Consider the following 19417-nt stretch of genomic DNA (forward strand, 5'->3'; position numbering starts at 1 on the left):
GCCGCCCCGTTATGGGGTAGCAGGAAGGATATGGGCCATGCCCAAAAAGATCGACCCAGTGCTTCGGAGCCAGGCCGTCAGGCTTGTGCGGGAGCACCGCTCGGAGTACTCGACCGAGCGTGCCGTGCATGTCCAGGTCGCCGAGTCCCTCGGCGTGTCCCGGGAATCGGTGCGGCGCTGGGTGATGCAGGAAGAGATCGACGCGGGCCAGGTGCCGGGTGTGACCAGCGACGAACGCGACGAGTTGCGCCGGTTGCGGGCGGAGAACAAGCGGCTGCGTGAGGTCAACGACATCCTGAAATCGGCGACAATTTTCTTCGCGGGGGAACTCGACCCCCGAAACCGCTGATCGTGGCATTCACCGACCAGATGCGCGCTGCTGGTCACGCCGTCGAGTCGATCTTGATCGCCCTCAGCACCGCTGGGCTCAAGATCGCGGCACGAACCTTGCGGGCCTGGTGTGCCCCGGCTGGACCCGGGAACAGGCCGGCGGCCAGGACCGTGACCGACGCCCTGATCCAGGACGCGATCCGGACCCTGGCGTTCACCACCACCGCAGCCGGGCAGCGTGTGCTGACCCCGGAAGGGCTCTATGGCCGGCGCAAGATGCTGGCTCTCATCCGCCGGACCCTGTTCCCCGACGCCGGGTTCGGGGCCGTCGACCGAGCCATGCGCTCGCTCGGCTTGACCGGTGTCGTGCGTGGTAAACGAGCCAGGACCACGATCTCGAACCCGGCCGACACCAGAGCACCTGATCTACTTGACCGGGACTTCACCGCGGTCGCGCCGGACCGGAAGTGGGTGACAGATTTCACGTATGTGCGGACGTATCAGTCGTTTTCGTATGTCGCGTTCATTGTGGACTGCTTCTCCCAGAAGATCGTGGGCTGGCATGCCTCGATCAAACGGGACGTCGAGCTGGTCGATGTGCCGTTACGGATGGCGCTGTGGCGCCGTGGCCATGAAGGTAATCCGGTCGAAAGAGGTCAGTTGACATGCCATTCCGATGCGGGGTCTCAATACACCAGTATCCGCTTCACCGAGCATCTGCGGATCGAGGGCATCAGCCCATCGATCGGCAGCGTCGGCGACGCCTACGACAACGCCCTGATGGAGACCATAAACGGCCTCTATAAGGCCGAATGCATCCGCACGGCGGTGTTCCACGACGGTCCGTGGAAGACGATCGCCGATGTCGAGTACGCGACCGCGGCATGGGTCGAGTGGTACAACAACCGGCGCTTGCATTCGAGTCTGGGCATGATCTCACCGACCGAGTACGAGGCAGCGCACTACGCTGACACAGACCGATGGGCCGAGTGACTATCGGCTCGTAAAACACCGGCAGGAAAGCCGGGGCGGTTCAATGAGCCGGTCGGCGGTGATGGAGCGTTCGACCAGCCCGCCCAGGCATTCGCGGGTGTGCTCATCGACGATGGACACGATCTTGACTGGACGGCCGTCATCGGTGGCGTCGAACTGGAAATCGACTGCCCACACTCGATTCGGTGCGTCCGCGGTCACCGCCGTGACCGTCGAGTCACCGATTCGTTTACGGCGCCGTCGCTGCGGCACCCGTAACCCTTCCTGCCGCCACAGGCGTTGGATCTTCTTGTGATTCACCGTCCAGCCCTCGCCGCGGGCGTCGTGGTAGGCGCGGCGGAACCCTTGCCGTGGATGGTTGCGTGCCCAGTCACGCAACCATGCCCGCAACGGGGCATCGCGATCCGTGGGCTGCTGCGCGCCCGCAGGACGGCGCTGGGTACTGCGATGCTGCCCGGTCACCCGGCAGGCGAACCGTTCGCTGACGCCCATGAGGCGCATCAGATGCGCTACGGCCGCCCGCCGACGTTCCGGGTCTAGAAGTTTCCCTTGGCGATCTCCTTCAACGCCGCCTTCTCCAACTCCGCTTCGGCCAAAAGCCGCTTGAGCGTGGTGTTCTCGCGTTCGAGGTCTTTCAACCGCTTGGCGTCGTCGGCATTCAGTCCGCCGAACTGGTTACGCCACCGGTAGTAGGTGGCTTCGGTGATCTGCAACGCCCGGCACACATCCGCGACGTCCTGCCCTCGCCGAGCAGCCGATCGGCCTCGGTCAACTTGCGCACGACCTGCTCAGGGGTGTGCCTCTTCCTCGTGGTCATCGCCATCGAGCCTTCCCGTGGGCCGCAAGACCCACACAGCCGATGGACCGACCTCACGGGGTCAGGTCAGAGGGCTGACATCATTCCGAGATCGGAAACAGGACGGGCCTAACCGTGCAGGTTGGCCGTCATCGCTACCGGCTGTCTTTCAACAGATTTCTACAGAAGGCGCGTGATTTGCCGCGTGTTCGGGCTGTTGAGGCGGGTGCCCGGCTGGGCTGATCACGCTCGCCGAACCTCGTCGAGCGTGGTCACACCGGCGACCTCAAGGTGCTGGGCCGTCCCATAAATGAGACCGGACCGACCACCTGGTCCCGGCACGACGATTCGGCCGCTGCTGGTCACGGCGTAGCGCGTGTAGTTGACCGCGTCGGGGCGTGGTTGTCCGAACTCGGTGTCGAACCGGGTGAAGGCGTGTGGAGGTAGGTCCAGAATCGTCCTGGATTCATCGGCGGCCGGGTGGGCACGGCCCGCCAGCGCAGCTCGGCACGCATCTGTTGATCCCCGCGACCGGTACGCCGATCATCACCCTGACCGGCGGCAGTAGCGGATGTTCGGCTGGGCGCTGGGTATTGCGTCCTGCCAGCAGTTCCGGTCCGCACGAACAGCGCAGACATACGGCGCGTCCGTCCGGTCAATCTCCTTCAAGTGGGGCATTAATCTCGACTCGAGATCCGACCGGACCGTCAGGACCGAGATTCCACTCGTAAGCGTGTACGAGCGGTATAGCGCCGCACGCTGCGAGACTCTCACTCGCGGTGAGAATTCGTCTCGCTTGCCCATCATCTTCGACCTCGAATTCAATCCCAGCCGCTTCATGCAGCGAGTCGCACGTAACCAGTGTGTCCCGGAACAGTCGGGGAAGCTGATAGAGGGCGAAATCAGCTCGGTTACTCCGGAACTCGGGCTTGATGGTGGTGAGCACCCCCCGGGTCTCACCCCATCCGTTCCTCATGACTTCGCCCATCGAAAAATGCAGCGACCTACTCGTAGCGCTGTGAAGATAGCGATAGAGAGGCCCTCGGCCGGTTCGCTCCGCGACCCAGTCCGCAGGCGGAGACACACGTTTCCCCCACCCGAGAGCTTCGCCGCGCTTCTTCAGCTCACCCTTCAACTCGCTCTCCTGGTCCGCTACCGTGTCCAAGAATGCCACCGGGTACCAGAGTTGCTGCATCACTTGATCACCTACAAAGTCACGCTGGGCAACCAATGAGCGCACCGCGTCGTATCGACCCAAGTCGAGGAGTAGCTCGTGCGCTGCGGCCTTCGGGAGGTCTTTGATCCAGTCGATCCATAGCAGCTCGTCGAGGGCGGGCCGGATGAACCCCCCGGCCAGATGACCGAAGCCAGACTTCGCCAACACCACAGTGGCTTCAAGAGCTTCGAGTTGACGCCGAATGATGTAATTCACCGCAAGTAGACGAAGGTCTGACGCTACGGCCTCCCACGTCAAGTCGCCGACGACCAGGCCCTGGCGAAGTGACGCGAGCCATTCTTCGACCACTGCGAGCCGCGCCTCAGAGTCGGTTTTGTCACCCATTCGATCAATTTTGCACGCATACCCCTCATGAAGCAGCCAGTTTCTCGCCCCGTCGCGATCATGCCAGCCGCAACAACATGACGGATACCGGAACAGTATTCGGTCCTCTCCGTGCCGAGGCCGCGTGAAATGCACGAACCACGGCATTATGGTGTGTTCGTTGCGCCGCGGCAGTCCGACGTTCCCGCAGCCGCTGCCGGTGTGCAGGCGTCGGGGGAGCGGTCGGTCGCGGTCGGCGGGAACGCCGTTGTGGTCCATACCTACGACAACTCCCCTGCCCGGATCGTGCACCTGCTGGCGGAGATGTGGCAGCCCATAGCGGAGGTCGAAGCTCCACCTGGGATCTGACTGCCCCCGGCCGAGTGGTGCAGGCGGCGCACGGCCTGGGTGAGATGCAGCGCAGCAGTGAACGAGCGCCTGGACGTACTCGTACCCGACGAATCCACCCGCTCGCCGCACCACGGGACTACCTGCAGCTGCTGACATCGTCATTCGAGCCTCGCAATTCGCACGTCCTGTCGACGAGTACGCGGTAGGCGCCGGTCCGTGGGAATCCAAAACCGTAGTTTGAGGTCGACTGGATGCTGCTTGTTCTCGCCGATGAACAGCATCCTGTCTCCTCGCGCCACCACGGCGGAGCGCCATGCAGACTCCGGCGCGGACCCTGAGGCCAGCGCTCCGCCGCAAACGTAGCCCGCGTCCGCTATAAGCGCGAGTATCACCGGAGCTGCCGCTCGTCACCTCCGGGCGCGGCCCGAAACAAGCACCACCAGTGTGGCCAGCACCCCGGTTGCCGTGACCAGGTCGGGTTAGGCTGGTCAACGCCCATCCGCCCGGGGCACCGAATACCAGCATTGCAAGCTGGAACGATTGCCGCGAACACTGATTGTGATCTCCGTGGCGAGTTCCTCGATCGTGAGGGTCGTCCGGCGGCCGTGCTCGATTCAGAGTTGCAGCCAGCTCGATGTGCTGGGACAGATGCGCGGCCGCTCGGTCAAAGGGTCGCGAGGTTCATCCGTCATGCGGCTGGTACAGCAGGCGCACGACTCGACCGCCGCGCACGATCGTGATCGTTGACAAGAGAGTTGACTTGGCTTCCCGCAGGCTCCACGTCGGTACTTGACCGCTTCGCATCCAGTCGGCGAGTACGGCAGGAAGCGTGAAGCTGAGCCGGAAGCCAGCTTCCTCATCTACCGGAACGATCTCCCAGTCCCGGCTCAGTGGCCGGTTGTCGCGGCGGTTACGGGGATACTCAAGATACACCCGGATCTCGCTGTTGCGTGGGTTGTCGAAGTACTCGGCAAACGCGACGGGGTCGTCGACCAGCAGAACGAGAACGAATGGGGCAGAAGGGAAGCCGAGGATGAAGCTATCCAGCATGACCCCACTGAGTCTGGCCACGATCGCTGATAGCTGGTCGGTAGGCAGTTCGCGCATCGGCGGGAAATCGTCCTCGTCGCCTGGCTCAGCCCGTTCTTGCGGCACAGCCAGCCCAGCTTGCGCCCTCTCGTGGGCGACAGCAAGGCCGAAGGTGGGCGTCGGTAAACTCGATTCTCCGACGGATCCGCGCAGCTCGTGGAGGCGGCTGGCGAGGTCGTGGAAGTCCTCGTCATCAACGTTCGCTGGCCAGGTGCCGAGTGCGTGGCGGAGTGCATGCCGAACCTGGTTCAGCGGGAGTGAAGCGAGACCGGTCCGTCCCGCCAGGTCGACGAGCTGGATAGCAACTTCATCTGCTGCGGTCAAGAGCGCTCCGAAACCCGGATTGGACAAATCTATCAACGATATCTGCTGCGCCAGAGCATATTCCTGCGCTGGCCTGGTAAAGCCTGTAGCGGAGAACAGGGCGTACTGGTACTGGTAACGCTTCATCGGGATGCTGTACGCCCCCGGCGTCTGCGTGCCGTAGTGCTCGTTGACATCACGTATAGTTCCGTATGCATTTCGCGTGTGCTCGATGCCTGCTCGGCCATTGCGATATTTGGCCTCGACGAACAGGCGCATCGGCAGCGAGAACGGTAGCGGCAGATCCAGTTCGCCGAGCACATCGACTTGGTGGGTGGTTCCGCGCCCTCGAACCAGTAGGCCACGACCGCTGTCCTTCAGCGCCTCCCGGTCTTGATCGGCCGCAACGAGCAGCCGATAGCCATTGTCCTGAAGGAGCCGGGCAAGCAGTTCTTCAAGCACATAACCCCGCACCGTCGCCACCTTGATCGGCAGGATTCCCCCTCGGTCTCAGTCCATCTGTCCTGCATATGTCATTGCCTCAGTCACTGTACCGAGTCTGATAGAGCGGAGCCTTATTAAAAGTTGGCCTGCAGCAGCTAGTTGTATGAGGTTGAGGACATCGCGGCCGTGTCGATGGCCCGGGGCTTCCACGGTCGCGGCTGTAGGATTGCGAATCCATACCAGGTTCGCGGCGATCACGACCGATGCGGCGACGAGGTCGCCGCTTACCCCAGTGTTGATGTCCAAGCGGAGTCCGACTAGTGTGTCGCGCCTGAAATTCGTTGAAGATATTTAGCGAGTGATTCGAGGATCTCCTCCGCGGTCTTTCGCCAGACGAATGGTTTCGGGTCGGCGTTCCATTGCTCGATCCAGGCTGTGATGTCTTTGTCCAGTGCCGCAACGCTTTTGTGGACTCCGCGGCGCAGGAGTTGGTCGGTGAGGAACCCGAACCAGCGTTCGACCTGGTTGAGCCAGGACGAGCCGGTCGGGGTGAAATGCATGTGGAAGCGTGAATGTTTGGCCAGCCAGGCGTTGATCGTCGGTGTCTTGTGGGTGGACAAGTTGTCGCAGACCAGGTGCACGTCCAGTTCCGCGGGCACAGCCTTGTCGATCGCGATGAGGAATTTCTTGAACTCGGCCGCGCGGCGGCGGGAGTACAGTTTGGAGATCACGGCTCCGTCGGCGATGTCGAACGCCGCGAACAGGCTGGTCACGCCGTGGCGGACGTAGTCGTGGGAGTATCGCTCAGGCATGCCGGGCATCATCGGCAGCACCGGTTGCGAGCGGTCCAGTGCCTGGATCCCCGACTTCTCGTCCACACACAGCACGACCGCCTTTTCCGGCGGATTGTGATACAGCCCGACCACATCGACGACCTTGTCCACGAACAATGGATCGGTCGAGAGTTTGAAGCCGTCGGCCACATGCGGTTTCAGATCGAACTTGTTCCAGATCCGCCCGATCGTCGACGGCGACAAACCACTTCGTTTGGCCATCGAGGTCCGCGACCAATGCGTCGCGCCTGCCGGCTTCTGCTCCAGGGTCATCGTGACGACTTCTTCGACCTTATCCAGCAGGACCGACGGGGGCCGTCCAGGACGCGGCTCGTCGGAGAGCCCCTCGAGACGTTTCTGCGCGAAACGCCTCCGCCACTTACCAACAGTCTGGGCCGTGATACCCAACTCGGCTGCCACATCCTGATTGGATTTCCCTGCCGCACAACTCAATACGATCCGGCAGCGTTCCGCGAGGGCCTGCGACGACTTCGCTCGGCGCGCCCACCGCTGCAACGTCTCACGCTCATCGCCGGTCAACACGATCTCGGCCACCGGCCGCCCACCGCGATCGCGATCGCCCAGTCCCTCCAGACCCTCGGCAGCGAACTGCCCACGCCATCTCGCCGCCGACCCCACCGAGACACCGACAAGCCGCGCGGCACCCGCATTCGACATACCCTCAGCACAGGCCAGCACGATCCGAGCTCGTTGCGCCTCGCGCCGATCCAGCGATTCCGCCATGCGCGCAAGCTCCACACGCTCAGGCTCGGACACAACGATCTCAACAGCAGAAGGCCCACGATGCGACACAGAAACAGTCTAACAACTTAGAGGATGCATTTCAGGCGCGACACACTAGGGAGGTGGCGAGGAGGTGGTGGTCGACGTGGTGTCCTTGCCCGTGCAGCGTTTCGCGAGTAGTGCCGGGTATCGCGGACGCGAGGTGGTCGGCGGCGTCGAGGATGTATGGGGCGCTGGTGGTTCCGACGATCAGCCGGGTGGGCAGGGTGAGCGCGGCGTACTGGTCCACGGCGTGCGGCAGGCTCGCGAGGATCTGCATAGTGGGGATGAGGGTGGGGGCGTGCGCGACTTTCGACATCCACAGCGGGTCGCTGCGCAGGGCGGCGAGTTCGGCGGCGGAGAACCCACCGGCAGCGGGGGTGATGTCCAACAGGAGTTGTTCGTAATCGCCTGCACTGATGCGGTTTTCGAGATGGGTGATGTCCGGGATCGGGTAGGTGATCGGTAGGGGTGGTTCGTAGAGGGCGAGTCGGCTGAAGTGTTCAGGTGCGGCGAGGGCGGTTTCGAGGGCGATGACCGCGCCGTAGGAGTAGCCGAACAGGGTGGTGACCGGTCCGACGGCGGCGGTGACGGCTCGGATGTCGTCGATCATGTGGGTGATGCGCGGGGGTGAGTTGCCCCATCCGCTGGTGCCGTGCCCGCGCAGGTTGATCAAGACGACCTCGAAATCGGCCGCGAGGTGCTCGGCCAGCGGCAGCAGGCTGATCGCGCTGCCGAGCCCACCGTGCACACCGAGCACGACGGGGCCCTTACCGCGGGCGAGGTAGGTGATTGTGGTTCCGTCCGAGGATTTCACTCGACCGCCGCGTACCAGGGTCCGCGGGGACGGTGACCGGCCAGGTGGCGGCGCGGGCTGCAGAGTGCTGGTCATCGGTGAGGTTCTTTCGCAGGCGTGGTGGGGATGCTCGCGGCGGCCAGTAGCGCGGCAGCGGCGGCGAGGGCGCCGAGGATGAGGAACGCGGTGGCGTACCCACCGACCGCGGCGGCCAGGGCGGTGGCGCCGAAGGGGGCCAGGGCCATGGTGATGGTCAGGGGCGCGGACAGCAGGCCGGTGAGCTGGCCGTAGTGGGCGCTGCCCCAGCGGTCGGTGACTGCGGTGGCTTGCAGCAGCGTGAACACGCCGCGTGCCATACCGGCGGCGATCGCGGCCGCGATCAGCGCGGCGGCGGTGGTGAACACCCCGAGCAGGGCGGTAGTGGCGGCGATGGCGAGCAGAATTGCGACGGTGCGGGTGCGGACGCTGGTGCGGGCGGCGAGGGTCGCGTAGCCCAGGCGGCTGGCGACCTGCCCGGCGCCGCCCAATCCGAGCGCGATCGCGGCGACAGTGGTGTCGAGACCGCGTTCGGTCAGCAACGGCACCAGGGTGACCACCACGGCGAAGGAGGCGAACCCGCTGACGCTCAACGAGATCGCCAGCACCAGGAACGCGCGGCTGCGCGCCACCGGTCCGGGGTGGGTGAGATGGGCGTGTTCGGGTTCGGCGGGCGGGCGCGGCGGCCACGGCAGCCGCAGCCCGAACCAGTGCCCCGGCACAGTCACGACCGCAAGAATCACCGTCAGAACCAGATATGTTGCCCGCCAATCCATGTGCGCGACCAGGGCCGCGGTCAACGGGGCGAACACGGTGGAGGCCAAACCCGCGGCCAAGGTCAGCACTGTCAGCGCACGGATCCGGTTCGGGCCGTACCAGCGGGTAAGGGCGGCGAAGGCCGGGGGATACAGCACCGCCCCCATCGCGATCCCTGCCAGCAGCCAGCCCGCGACGAACCACACCAAGGTGGTTGCGGTCGCCACCAGGATCAAGGCGGGTATGGACAGCAGTGATCCGGTGGTCATGATCCCGCGGGGTCCGTGGCGGTCGAGCCAGCGGCCCACGGGGATGCCGGTGACGGCAGCGACGAGTTGCCCGGCGGAGAACGCGGCGGTCAGCGCGGTCGCCGACCAGCCGGTGTCGGTGGTGATGCGCCCGAGCAGCACAGGGAACGCGTAGAACAGGATTCCCCAGCTTGTGATCTCGGTGAGGCACAGCACCACCAGCACTCGTCGCAACCCGGACCCGGTGGCCACTGGCCGCGATGGCGCAGAAACAGCCTCCATCACAACGGGCCGCCTCAGCGGGCGGGCACGGCGGTCAACGGCAGTTCCTGCAACGCCACCGGCCCCGACGACAACACATCCGGCCCGGTCGGTGCGCCACCACCGCAGCCTCCACCAGCTGTGGATTCGGTGGGTTCTTCGGCCGGGGCGTCGAAGACTCCGGAGCCGCCGCAGACACCGGTGTCGGGCAGAGCGAGTTCGACGCGTTCAGCGGCTTCGTGGTCCCCGGCCAGCGCTGCGGCCAGCGAGCGGACCTGTTCGTAGCCGGTCATCGCCAAGAATGTCGGGGCGCGGCCGTAGCTTTTCATCCCGGCCAGGAACACCCCCGGCTCCGGATGCGACAACTCCTTCACCCCATGCGGATACACGGTGCCGCAGGAATGCACATTCGGGTCGATCAACGGCGCCAGCTCCACCGGCGCCTGCAACACCGGGTCCAGGCCGAGGCGGATCTCCGACAGCCACGACAACTCCGGCCGGAACCCGGTCAACACCACCACCCGATCAACGTCCTCGATCCGGCGACCGGTATCCGACACCACCGCGTGCCGGCCGTTGCCCGTGGGTTCGATTGCGTCGGTCCGGAATCCGGTCACCACGGTGAGCAGACCGGCGTCGACGGCGTGTTTGGCGCGCTGCCCGAGCGCGCCGCGAGCGGGTAGCTGATCGGCCTCGCCGCCACCGAAAGTGGACCCGACCTCCCCGCGGCGCAGCACCCATGTCAACCGGGTGCCCGGCTCGTTATTCGCGACCTCGGTCAGGGCGATGATTGCGGTCAACGCCGAATGCCCACTTCCGGCGATCACGGTGTGCTTGCCTGCGTAGCGGGCGCGGACGGTGTCGTCGTCGAGGTCGGGCACCCGGTAGTCGATCACCGCCGCGGCAGCGGTTTCGCCGAGCGCGGGCAGCCCTTCGCCGCCGAGGGGGTTGGGCGCGCCCCAGGTGCCGGAGGCGTCGATCACCGCTCGGGCCAGCACCCGCTCTTCGCTGCCGTCGCCGTAGCGCAGGTGCACCGACAACGGTTCGCTGTCGCGTCCGGCGTTCACGACCCGGTCGCGGCCGCGGCGGGCCACGCCCACGACCTCGGTGTCGAGGACGACCACGTCCTCGCCGAGGGCTTTCGCCAGCGGCATCAGGTAATCGTTCACCCATTCCTGACCGGTCGGGTAGGTGTTCTCGGCCGGGGCGGCCCAGCCGCTGGGCTCGAGCAGGCGGCGCGCGGCCGGGGCGATGAGTTCGGCCCAGCGGGAAAACAGCCGCACATGATTCCACTCGCCCACGGCCGCACCAGCGGTGGCGCCGCGTTCGAACACCAGCGGGTTCAGTCCTCGTTCACGCAGTTCAGCAGCAGCGGCCAGACCGATCGGCCCGGCTCCTACCACCACGACGGGGAGTTCGTTCACCATGAGGGTTCCTTTCATCGACGGTCATCGATCAACTTGATGCAGGACTCTATCGACGTCCGTCGATGAATGCAAGCATCGATGTTCGTCGATATAGTGGTGGTTATGACGTCGTTGGATATGCCGGTCGTGCGCGCCGCCGGTGCGGAGCGGGTGGACGCGCTGACGGTGGGTGATGCCACCACCTACGCGCAGTGGTTCGCCTGCCTGGCCGATCCGACGCGGGTGCGGCTACTGCATCAGGTCGCCACCCGCCCAGCCGGGATCACCGTCGGTGAACTCGCCGAAGCACTGGGGATCGGGCAGCCCACGGTGTCGCATCACGTCCGCAAGCTCGCCGATGTCGGGTTCGTCAGCGTCCACAAGGACCGCACTTCCACCGTGGTGATGGTCAACCCCGCCTGCTGCACCGGCCTTCCTCACGCCGCCGACGCGGTCATGGGTGTGTTGACCCCGCGCCCCTGCTGCCCCGAGGACCTGCCCGCCGACGTCACCGTCCGGCAGATGCGCGCAGACGATTGGGAGGCGGTGCGCCGCATCTACGGCGAGGGCATCGCCACCGGCACGGCGACTCCCGCCACCGAGGTTCCCAGCCGCGACACCCTCGAGGCGCGATGGTTACCGCAGCACCGGTGGGTGGCCGAGATCGACGGCGAAGTCATGGGCTGGGCCGCGCTTCGCGCCGCCTCCTGCGATGAGGGCTACGAGGGCGTGGCCGAGAGTTCGGTGTATGTGGCCGAGCAGATGCGCGGGCGTGGCATCGGGAAAGCCTTGCTGCACCGCCAGGTCATCGCGGCCGACGAAGCCGGGCTGTGGACCCTGCAGACCTCGATCTTTCCGGACAACCGCGCTGCGATCGCCCTGCACCACTCCGCTGGCTACCGCACCGTCGGCGTGCGGGAACGCATCGCGCAACTCGAGGGGCAGTGGCGCGACACGGTCTTTTTGGAGCGCCGCAGCGCGGTGTGCTGACGAGCCCACCGGCGGCCGCGAGTGACCAGTGTTCAGCGCTCGGTGCGAATGTACTGATCGCCGGGTGTGGAATCTTCGTCCGGAAGCTCGTTTTCCTCACCGAGTCGAAGCAATTCCCGAGTTTGGGCCTCGTAGCCCGGTTTGCCCATGTTCTGGAACGGGTTGGACCCCGGCGATGGAAGACGCAACCTATAGGCATCGTTGTTCAGGGTCATTCCGGGCCTGCCGTGCCGCAGAACGTCGAGCGTCGTTTCGTCGAAGCCATCATCACCCATCGCGTTCATGAGCAGCTTCCGGATCTCCTTGATGTTCTCCGGGGACGCCGGCGGGGTCGGCTCGGCGCATTCGGCCTGCTGTTTGGCTTCGATGTGCTCGCCGAGGCGCAGTTGCCAACCGATTTGATGAACACGACCGATGATGTCCCGCAAGCCTTGGTTGTCCACCTCGTCGGAGGGCGACACGATAATGCCTCCCTCGACATCGACGTAAAATCCCTTCTGCTTCATCACATTCTGGTTCTTCGACCATTCTTCGATAGTTCCGAGGATCGCAAGGTTGGCATCAGGGTCGGGAGGTTCGACATCGAACCAGTAGTCCTCCTGAACCAGGAATCTGTGCACGCGGCGCAACTTCTCCTCGTGCCGTCCCCACAGCTGTCGAAGAGGCTGGTCCACGAAGGGTGTGCCCTCCGGTTCGTAGGCCATTTCGACGCGCCGCTGGTGTATCGCGATCGCTTTGCCGGACTCCTCCAGGGCAAGAATAGCCAGCGATCGGGCCAAACCAGCATTGCCCAAGTCGAGCACGGCGATGGCCGACCTCAGCAGGTTGTCGGCGTTCTGCAACAGCGCATCCTGCACCTGGACGACCTGCGTGGGAGTGAGGTCCGATAGACGGGGCGTTGGCATCCGACCAGTGTGAGGCAACGCACCGGCCACGTCATGCCGTCTCCGTACCGCTGGCCGACCACGATGATCCCGCCTCGGACGAGGTGTTGCGACCGGTCGCCGACCGGCATTCACCAGATGTTCGCTTGGCCACTGATTCCATATCTGTCAATATCGATGCATGTCTAAGTCTCAGCTGCCGTTGACGCCGGTCCAGGCGTGCATTGCCGCACCGTTGGTGCGAGAGCCACTGACCGCGCAGGCCGCCGCCGATTTGGCGGGCGTGTTCAAGGCGCTGTCGGATCCGGTGCGGCTGCGGCTGCTGAGTGTGGTCGCCTCCCGCGCCAACCAGGAAGCCTGCGTGTGCGACCTGTCCGAAGGCATCGATGTCTCCCAGCCGACGATCTCCCATCACCTGAAGGTGCTGCGTGAGGCAGGGCTGTTGACCAGCGAACGCCGGGCCTCATGGGTGTACTACCGCGTGGTTCCCGAAGCGCTGCAACGCCTTTCGCATGTGCTGCTGATCAACAGCGGCGACACGTTGGGGGTGGGCGCGTGAGCGTGCGGACCGAACCCGACACTGCTGTCGTCGGCAAGCTGTCGACCCTGGACCGGTTCCTGCCGGTGTGGATCGGCGCCGCCATGGTCGCCGGGCTCCTACTCGGCCGCGTGATCCCCGGCCTCGGGGACGCGTTGAGCGCGGTAGAGATTGACGGCATCTCGCTGCCGATCGCGATCGGGTTGCTGATCATGATGTACCCGGTGCTGGCAAAAGTCCGCTACGACCGCCTCGACTCCGTCACCGGCGACCGCGGTCTTCTTCTCGGCTCCCTCATCCTGAACTGGGTGCTGGGCCCGGCGTTGATGTTCGCCCTGGCGTGGCTGCTGTTGCCGGATCTGCCGGAGTATCGCACCGGGTTGATCATCGTGGGGTTGGCGCGCTGCATCGCGATGGTCATCATCTGGAACGATTTGGCCTGCGGTGACCGCGAAGCCGCCGCGGTGCTGGTGGCACTGAATTCGATGTTCCAGGTGCTCATGTTCGCCGTGCTGGGCTGGTTCTACCTGTCGGTGCTGCCGGGCTGGCTCGGGTTGGAGCAGACCACGATCGACACCTCGCCGTGGCAGATCGCGAAGTCGGTGCTGATCTTCCTCGGGATTCCGCTGCTGGCGGGCTATCTGACCCGCCGTCTCGGCGAGCGCGGCAAGGGCCGCGACTGGTATGAATCCACGCTGCTGCCGCGGATCGGGCCGTGGGCGCTGTACGGGCTGCTGTTCACCATCGTCATCCTGTTCGCCCTGCAAGGCAAACAGATCACCTCCCAACCGCTGGATGTGGTGCGGATCGCGATCCCGCTGCTGGCCTACTTCGCCATCATGTGGGGCGGCGGCTACCTGCTGGGCGCCGTCCTCGGCCTTGGTTACGAGCGCACGACCACGTTGGCGTTCACCGCGGCGGGCAACAACTTCGAACTCGCGATCGCCGTCGCGATCGCTACCTACGGCGCCGCCTCCGGCCAAGCTCTCGCCGGAGTCGTCGGCCCGCTCATCGAAGTCCCCGTCTTGGTCGGGCTGGTGTACGTCTCACTGGCGCTGCGCACCCGCTTCGGCGCCTCCGGCACTGCCGCGACCGTCTCTTCGGGTGTGGCAGAGGAAAAGGTGCTCGAGCGGTGACCGCGAACCCTGCTGTGCTGTTCGTGTGCGTGAAGAACGGCGGCAAGTCCCAGATGGCCGCCGGGCTGATGCGCCACGCCGCCGAAGGACGCATCGAGGTGTACTCCGCGGGCACCGCCCCCGGCGCGAGTCTCAACGCGCTGTCGGTGCAGTCGCTGCTGGAAGTCGGCGTCGACATCCGCAAGGAGACCCCGAAACCGATCGACCCGCGACTGCTGCGCGCAGTCGACCTCGTCGTCACGCTGGGCCGCGAAGCGCACGTCGATCCCGTCGACGGGGTACGGGTCGTGAACTGGGACACCGACGAACCCTCCGAACGCGGTATCGACGGCCTCGAACGCATGCGCCTGATCCGCGACGACATCAACACCCGCGTGCAGCACCTGCTCACCGAACTCCAGCCCTCCGTCTGACCCTGTCACACCACTCAGCATCGGAACACCGCTATGAGCGACAGCCCCCTCGCCCACGCCACCTACGTTCGTGACGACCTGACCATCGACCAGCAACTCGCCCTCAAAACCGCCGCCTCCCGCCTGCAGCGAGAATTCGACGGCACCTTCGGCGTCGAGACCATCGAACGGTTCCTGCACTCCTCCTACGACCAATTCGCCGGCCGCGCCACCGTCATGAACTTCCTACCGCTACTGGCCGAACGCTTCGCCCGCCAACGCCTCAACGCCCTCGCCAAGGTCGAGGGCAAAGCCCACACCGGCAAACCCACCGTGCTGTTCCTGTGCACTCACAACGCCGGACGCTCGCAGATGGCGCTGGGATTCTTCACCCACCTCGCCGCAGACAACGCCGTCGCCTGGTCCGGCGGCAGCGAGCCCGGCGAGCAGATCAACCCCGCCGCTGTCGAAGCCATGGCCGAGGTAGGCATCGACATCACCACCGAATTCCCGAAGCCATGGACCGAGGAAATCTTGCAGGCAGCCGACGTGATCATCACCATGGGCTGCGGGGATGCCTGCCCCCTCTACCCGGGCCGCCGGTATGAGGAATGGGACCTCGACGACCCCGCCGGACTCGACGTCGCCGCCATCCGCCCCATCCGCGAGGAAATCGAAACCCGCGTCCGCCACCTGCTTGCCGAACTCGACATCCCCACCAGCTGAAAGGCCAACTCGCTCATGGCATCCAAGCCCAGCGTGCTGTTCGTCTGCGTCCACAACGCCGGACGCTCCCAGATGGCCGCCGGATTCCTCACCCACCTCGCCGGAGACGCCATCGAAGTCCGCTCCGCAGGCAGCGCGCCCGCCGAGTCCATCAACCCCGCCGCGGTCGAAGCCATGCGCGAGGTCGGCATCGACATCTCCGACCGGTCACCCAAAATCCTCACCTTCGACGCCGTCGAAGCCTCCGACGTCGTCATCACCATGGGCTGCGGCGACACCTGCCCAGTCTTCCCCGGAGTCAGCTACCGCGACTGGGTACTCGAGGACCCCGCAGGCAAAGGCGTCGAGTCGGTGCGCCCGATCCGCGACGAGATCAAGGTCCGTGTCGAGGAACTCGTCGCCGAACTGCTGCCCGCGCGCTTGAACTGAGGACATCGACACGATCAGTACATCTGGCGTCTACGAGAGCGCACCCGAGGCAACGGCGGCGGAGCCGTCGTTCCGGTAACCTGGGTGCGGGAGAATCGGCGGACAGGTCGTCAGGAGACTGTCATGTCCGTGCCTGGTTCATCGCTTCCCTCGTGCGTGCTGCCGAGCTGGTGTTGTTTCCTTCCGACCGAGCGAGTTCGGAGTACGACCATGGGGTCGCGGGCTGCGGTTTCCCGAATCGCAGGCATTGGCGCGGGATTCGAAACACCTTCAGGCGTAGCTGGCATTACCTTCAGCGGAGTGCGCCGCGAGTTCGTAGGCTCGCCACTGGTTGGTTCTGATATCCGCGCCCGTTCAGGTTATTCGAGAGCGCCTCTCAGTCGTGGAGACGGGGTTCGGCCGCATCGTCGGCCACCTTCCGTAATACACCGCAGGACAGAGTGTTTCGCGCTCGGTCGGCTGGCATCGGGTTTCGGTTTACGACCGTGCGCTGCTGCGGGTGGTCCGTACATCCTTTCCGCGGACATGCGCCGAGCCTTCCGCGGCGATCGCGCGCGTTCTGCCATCTTCAGCCCAGCGCAGGGGCTTGAAAGCTCGGGGTCCGAGCATGTCTACTGAAGCCAGCAATCGGGGGGTTAACCGAGAAGGCGATGAGCCTGGCATCATCGGAGTGGTTTGCCCCGACAGCCCACCCGCGCTGACCGACGACGCGGCCAGGGCACTGCTTGCGCTTCTGCTTCGACATTCCCGCGAACACTCCGGCGAGAGGGACGACGATGCCGACCGAACCCAACGAATGGGCCGTCCTCGACGAACTGCTGGGACTGGTCCCCGAAACCGTCGAAAGCACCGATGATCAACGGTTCGCGTTCTACGGGCGCTGCTCGACCGAGGACAATCAGGATCCGGAGACCTCGTATCGGTGGCAGCGAGGCAACGCGGAGAAGTTCGTGTCCGAAGCGTCGATCGTCGCCGATTACTTCGACATCGGCCAGTCGCGGTCGGTGCCCTGGCATCGCCGTCGGGAAGCCGCACGGCTGCTAGCCGACTTGAAGAATCCGGGCCGAGGGTGGACGGCCATCGTTGTCGGTGAGGGCACTCGGTCCTGGTTCGGTAACCAGTTCAGTTTGGTCGCACCACGCCTGCAAGCGCATGGAGTGGAGGTTTGGGTGCCGGAACTCGGCGGGCGTTTCGACCCGCGCAATGTCACGCACTCGATGATGATGAGCATGCTCGGCGGGCTGAGTGAGTCCGAACGCCAGCATGTTCAGCAACGCACCCGCGCCAGCATGGACGCTCAAGTGCTCAACGAAGGCCGACACCAAGGAGGCCGACCGCCCTACGGGTACATGGTGGTGGACGGTCCGCCGCATCCGAACCCTAATCGCGCTTCGGATGGGCTGAAGTTGCGGATCCTTTCGCTCGATGTGAGTACCGCCCCGGTGGTACAGCGGATCTTTCGTGACTACCTCGCTGGCCGTGGCGATAAGGCGATCGCGATCGCTCTGAATCGGGAGGGTGTGCCGTGTCCGTCAGCGCATCGACCAGAGCAGAACCGGCATCGCGCCAAGGACGGTTGGCAGGCCGGAACCGTTGCCGCGATCCTGCAGAATCCCCGCTACACCGGCTACGCGGTGTTCGGACGATGGACCAAGCACGAAGAACTTCTCGATCCCGACGACGCTGCCGCCGGTAACGTCACCCGGTTCCGGCGCTCGCCCACCCACCGCATCGTTCGCTCGAAAAGCCCCGCGCATCCACCCATCGTCTCGGTAGAAACCTTCACCCAGACTCAACTGCTGCGACGCCAGCGTGCCGGCGGCGGCAACCGCACCCGCGCCAAGCTCGAACGCAACAGAGCATCCAGCGGTCTGCGCCCGTATCTACTGAGCGGCCTCGTGCGCTGCGCTGGCTGTAGTCGAAAGATGCAGGCGGAGTTGGTTCGTGACGCCGTGTACTACCGATGCCGCGCCAAAACCATCGCCCCCGGCAGTCCGGCCTTACAAGACCATCCCCGGACAGTGAACCTGCGCGAAGACATCGTCGTCGGGCCGATCGACAGCTGGCTGGCGAGCCTGTTCGATCGCGAACACCGCGAGAACACCATCGCGGCTCTCGTGGCCGCCCAAGACACCGATGACACCGACACCCGTCGGCGAATGCTTCGACAACGCACCACCGACGCCGAGGCCAGACTCGCGCGTCACCTCGCCGCCATCGAGGCCGGAGTCGATCCGCAAGCCCTCGTCACGGCCATGAACGCGGCACAGGCGGACAAAGCGGCAGCTCAGGCCGAGTTGAAGAGTCTTCCCAAGATCAATCGACTCACCGACACCGAGATCCGGAAGTTGATCGACTCGCTGGGTGACATCCGCGCGGTGCTCGCTGCGGGAGATCCGGCCGATAAGGCCCAGTTGTACCGAGCCTTGGCCTTAGAAGTGCGCTACCAGCACCAACAGCAACTCGCAATCGTTGGTGCTACCCCCTGTGGGGTTAGCACTGGTGTCCGGAGGGGGACTTGAACCCCCACGCCCGATAAAGGGCACTAGCACCTCAAGCTAGCGCGTCTGCCATTCCGCCACCCGGACCGGTGTGCTCAGCAAGATTATCGGATCACTACGCGTGGACCAAATCGCGGTTGGACCTGCGGTTTCTCGAGCAGGTCGGGATGGGCGGCGGTATGGGCTCGCCGCGACGTCAACAACTAGATGATGCGTCATCTAGTTGCCCGCACAGGCATCGGTTGCACCCGGGTCGCTCACCAGCGCCCCAGCACGCGCGCCCGGCACCTTGCCCACACCGGCGTAGCCGCTCTTCCGGCCGAAAAGTACCGCCGGAACCAAGCCTTGACACCCCTGTAAGGCTGGGCTAGCCCCTGGTGTCCCAGATCACGATGAGGATCGGGCCGCCGGAACCGCACACGCTGCGGTGCGGCGTCGAATCAGTAGCAGCGCACCGACCGACGCCAGCGGGGTGGTGGCCTTTCCCGCGCCGTTCGGGCCGAGCAGTGCCAGAATCTCGCCCGGCCTGACCTGTGCGTGCAGTTCGCGCCCCGCGGGGACGCCGCCGTAACCGACGGTGAGCCCTTCGATACTCAGGGCGGGTGCCGTCTGCGAGCGCGCCGGACGGATCGCGGCGGGGCTGGTCATTCGTTCTCTCCTGCCCGTCGGTCGACCGTCGCCGGTGGTCGCGCGTCCGCGCCGTGTGCGGCGGTGCCGAGGTAGGCGGCGATCACGCGGTGATCCTCCTGGATCTCCAGTGGTGCGGAGGGACGAACTCGATTCGATCGCCAGGTCACAGGCGCGCAGGACGCTGGACGGTCTGCGCGAGAAGTAACGACCGGATGAGTCGAGCCCA

The 19417-nt window shown here is 65.2% G+C and carries 16 protein-coding genes, 1 tRNA gene and 1 pseudogene; 8 read left to right on the top strand and 10 right to left on the bottom strand.

Annotated features, from left to right (window positions below; translation table 11 throughout):
* Positions 1-37 precede the first annotated feature (37 nt).
* Positions 38-1323, top strand: a protein-coding gene (locus QMG86_RS15655; RefSeq protein ID WP_281873976.1) for an IS3 family transposase whose coding sequence is annotated in 2 segments (ribosomal slippage) — positions 38-311 and positions 311-1323 — 1287 coding nt in all. Because the reading frame shifts where the segments join, the coding sequence is not laid out codon by codon here.
* A gap of 45 nt (positions 1324-1368) precedes the next feature.
* Here QMG86_RS15655 and QMG86_RS15660 read toward each other — a convergent pair.
* The 7 genes and pseudogenes from QMG86_RS15660 to QMG86_RS15690 form a co-directional block, all read right to left on the bottom strand.
* Positions 1369-2140: pseudogene (locus QMG86_RS15660) on the bottom strand (IS3 family transposase); the annotation flags it as partial.
* Positions 2141-2774: 634 nt separating this feature from the next.
* The gene (locus tag QMG86_RS15665) at positions 2775-3680 is read right to left on the bottom strand and encodes a hypothetical protein (protein ID WP_281880381.1); all 906 of its coding nucleotides are present in this window, start codon (positions 3678-3680) and stop codon (positions 2775-2777) included.
* A 1011-nt stretch (positions 3681-4691) separates the two neighbouring features.
* Positions 4692-5876 carry a PDDEXK family nuclease gene (locus QMG86_RS15670; RefSeq protein ID WP_281880382.1) on the bottom strand — a complete coding sequence of 395 codons (1185 nt, stop codon included), beginning with the start codon at positions 5874-5876 and terminating at the stop codon, positions 4692-4694.
* Between the two features lie 287 nt (positions 5877-6163).
* Positions 6164-7492 carry an IS630 family transposase gene (locus QMG86_RS15675; RefSeq protein WP_281880383.1) on the bottom strand — a complete coding sequence of 443 codons (1329 nt, stop codon included), beginning with the start codon at positions 7490-7492 and terminating at the stop codon, positions 6164-6166.
* A 31-nt stretch (positions 7493-7523) separates the two neighbouring features.
* Positions 7524-8354, bottom strand: a complete 831-nt coding sequence (locus tag QMG86_RS15680) for an alpha/beta fold hydrolase (protein WP_281880384.1) — start codon at positions 8352-8354, stop codon at positions 7524-7526.
* Positions 8351-9580 (bottom strand): MFS transporter, encoded by a 1230-nt coding sequence (locus QMG86_RS15685; protein ID WP_174377918.1) that lies wholly within the window; start codon positions 9578-9580, stop codon positions 8351-8353. The genes QMG86_RS15680 and QMG86_RS15685 overlap by 4 nt, the downstream gene beginning before the upstream one ends.
* Positions 9581-9594: 14 nt before the next feature.
* Positions 9595-10983, bottom strand: coding sequence for an FAD-dependent oxidoreductase (locus QMG86_RS15690; RefSeq protein ID WP_281880977.1), 1389 nt, complete (start codon positions 10981-10983; stop codon positions 9595-9597).
* A gap of 105 nt (positions 10984-11088) precedes the next feature.
* Between QMG86_RS15690 and QMG86_RS15695 the strand changes: the two genes are divergently transcribed.
* Positions 11089-11955 (top strand): metalloregulator ArsR/SmtB family transcription factor, encoded by an 867-nt coding sequence (locus tag QMG86_RS15695; RefSeq protein ID WP_043737618.1) that lies wholly within the window; start codon positions 11089-11091, stop codon positions 11953-11955.
* A gap of 32 nt (positions 11956-11987) precedes the next feature.
* Here QMG86_RS15695 and QMG86_RS15700 read toward each other — a convergent pair whose 3' ends face one another.
* Positions 11988-12860 carry an AbiV family abortive infection protein gene (locus tag QMG86_RS15700; RefSeq protein WP_281880386.1) on the bottom strand — a complete coding sequence of 291 codons (873 nt, stop codon included), beginning with the start codon at positions 12858-12860 and terminating at the stop codon, positions 11988-11990.
* A gap of 160 nt (positions 12861-13020) precedes the next feature.
* On the opposite strand from QMG86_RS15700, the gene QMG86_RS15705 reads away from it, so the two are divergent.
* From QMG86_RS15705 to QMG86_RS15730, 6 genes are all read left to right on the top strand, one after another.
* Positions 13021-13398, top strand: a complete 378-nt coding sequence (locus QMG86_RS15705; RefSeq protein WP_043737611.1) for an ArsR/SmtB family transcription factor — start codon at positions 13021-13023, stop codon at positions 13396-13398.
* Positions 13395-14513, top strand: a complete 1119-nt coding sequence (gene arsB, locus QMG86_RS15710; protein WP_281880388.1) for an ACR3 family arsenite efflux transporter — start codon at positions 13395-13397, stop codon at positions 14511-14513. Before QMG86_RS15705 ends, arsB begins: the two co-directional genes overlap by 4 nt.
* Before the next feature lie 53 nt (positions 14514-14566).
* Positions 14567-14926, top strand: a complete 360-nt coding sequence (locus tag QMG86_RS15715; RefSeq protein WP_280410882.1) for an arsenate-mycothiol transferase ArsC — start codon at positions 14567-14569, stop codon at positions 14924-14926.
* Between the two features lie 33 nt (positions 14927-14959).
* Positions 14960-15631, top strand: a complete 672-nt coding sequence (locus tag QMG86_RS15720) for an arsenate reductase ArsC (protein ID WP_281880390.1) — start codon at positions 14960-14962, stop codon at positions 15629-15631.
* A 15-nt stretch (positions 15632-15646) separates the two neighbouring features.
* Positions 15647-16060: an arsenate reductase ArsC gene (locus tag QMG86_RS15725; RefSeq protein ID WP_281880391.1), complete on the top strand. Its 414-nt coding sequence runs from the start codon at positions 15647-15649 to the stop codon at positions 16058-16060.
* Positions 16061-16836: 776 nt separating this feature from the next.
* Entirely contained in the window at positions 16837-18582 is a 1746-nt protein-coding gene (locus tag QMG86_RS15730; RefSeq protein ID WP_281880392.1) for a recombinase family protein, read from the top strand.
* Here the strand turns inward: QMG86_RS15730 and QMG86_RS15735 are convergent.
* Both QMG86_RS15735 and QMG86_RS15740 read right to left on the bottom strand, forming a co-directional pair.
* Positions 18561-18648: transfer RNA gene (locus tag QMG86_RS15735), tRNA-Leu, on the bottom strand. The two genes, QMG86_RS15730 and QMG86_RS15735, sit on opposite strands and share 22 nt — an antisense overlap.
* A gap of 300 nt (positions 18649-18948) precedes the next feature.
* On the bottom strand, positions 18949-19209 hold the full coding sequence (locus QMG86_RS15740) for a hypothetical protein (protein ID WP_434086184.1): 261 nt from the start codon (positions 19207-19209) through the stop codon (positions 18949-18951).
* Between the last annotated feature and the right edge of the window lie 208 nt (positions 19210-19417).

The organism is Nocardia sputorum (genome assembly GCF_027924405.1).
Taxonomy (GTDB): Bacteria; Actinomycetota; Actinomycetes; order Mycobacteriales; family Mycobacteriaceae; genus Nocardia; species Nocardia sputorum.

Coding starts and splice junctions, on each gene's coding strand:
- QMG86_RS15740 (WP_434086184.1), bottom strand. CDS start 19,209: ATGACCAGCCCCGCCGCGATCCGTCCGGCGCGCTCGCAGACGGCACCC.
- QMG86_RS15730 (WP_281880392.1), top strand. CDS start 16,837: ATGCCGACCGAACCCAACGAATGGGCCGTCCTCGACGAACTGCTGGGA.
- QMG86_RS15700 (WP_281880386.1), bottom strand. CDS start 12,860: ATGCCAACGCCCCGTCTATCGGACCTCACTCCCACGCAGGTCGTCCAG.
- QMG86_RS15665 (WP_281880381.1), bottom strand. CDS start 3,680: ATGGGTGACAAAACCGACTCTGAGGCGCGGCTCGCAGTGGTCGAAGAA.
- QMG86_RS15685 (WP_174377918.1), bottom strand. CDS start 9,580: ATGGAGGCTGTTTCTGCGCCATCGCGGCCAGTGGCCACCGGGTCCGGG.
- QMG86_RS15715 (WP_280410882.1), top strand. CDS start 14,567: ATGGCCGCCGGGCTGATGCGCCACGCCGCCGAAGGACGCATCGAGGTG.
- QMG86_RS15695 (WP_043737618.1), top strand. CDS start 11,089: ATGACGTCGTTGGATATGCCGGTCGTGCGCGCCGCCGGTGCGGAGCGG.
- QMG86_RS15725 (WP_281880391.1), top strand. CDS start 15,647: ATGGCATCCAAGCCCAGCGTGCTGTTCGTCTGCGTCCACAACGCCGGA.
- QMG86_RS15720 (WP_281880390.1), top strand. CDS start 14,960: ATGAGCGACAGCCCCCTCGCCCACGCCACCTACGTTCGTGACGACCTG.
- QMG86_RS15680 (WP_281880384.1), bottom strand. CDS start 8,354: ATGACCAGCACTCTGCAGCCCGCGCCGCCACCTGGCCGGTCACCGTCC.
- QMG86_RS15705 (WP_043737611.1), top strand. CDS start 13,021: ATGTCTAAGTCTCAGCTGCCGTTGACGCCGGTCCAGGCGTGCATTGCC.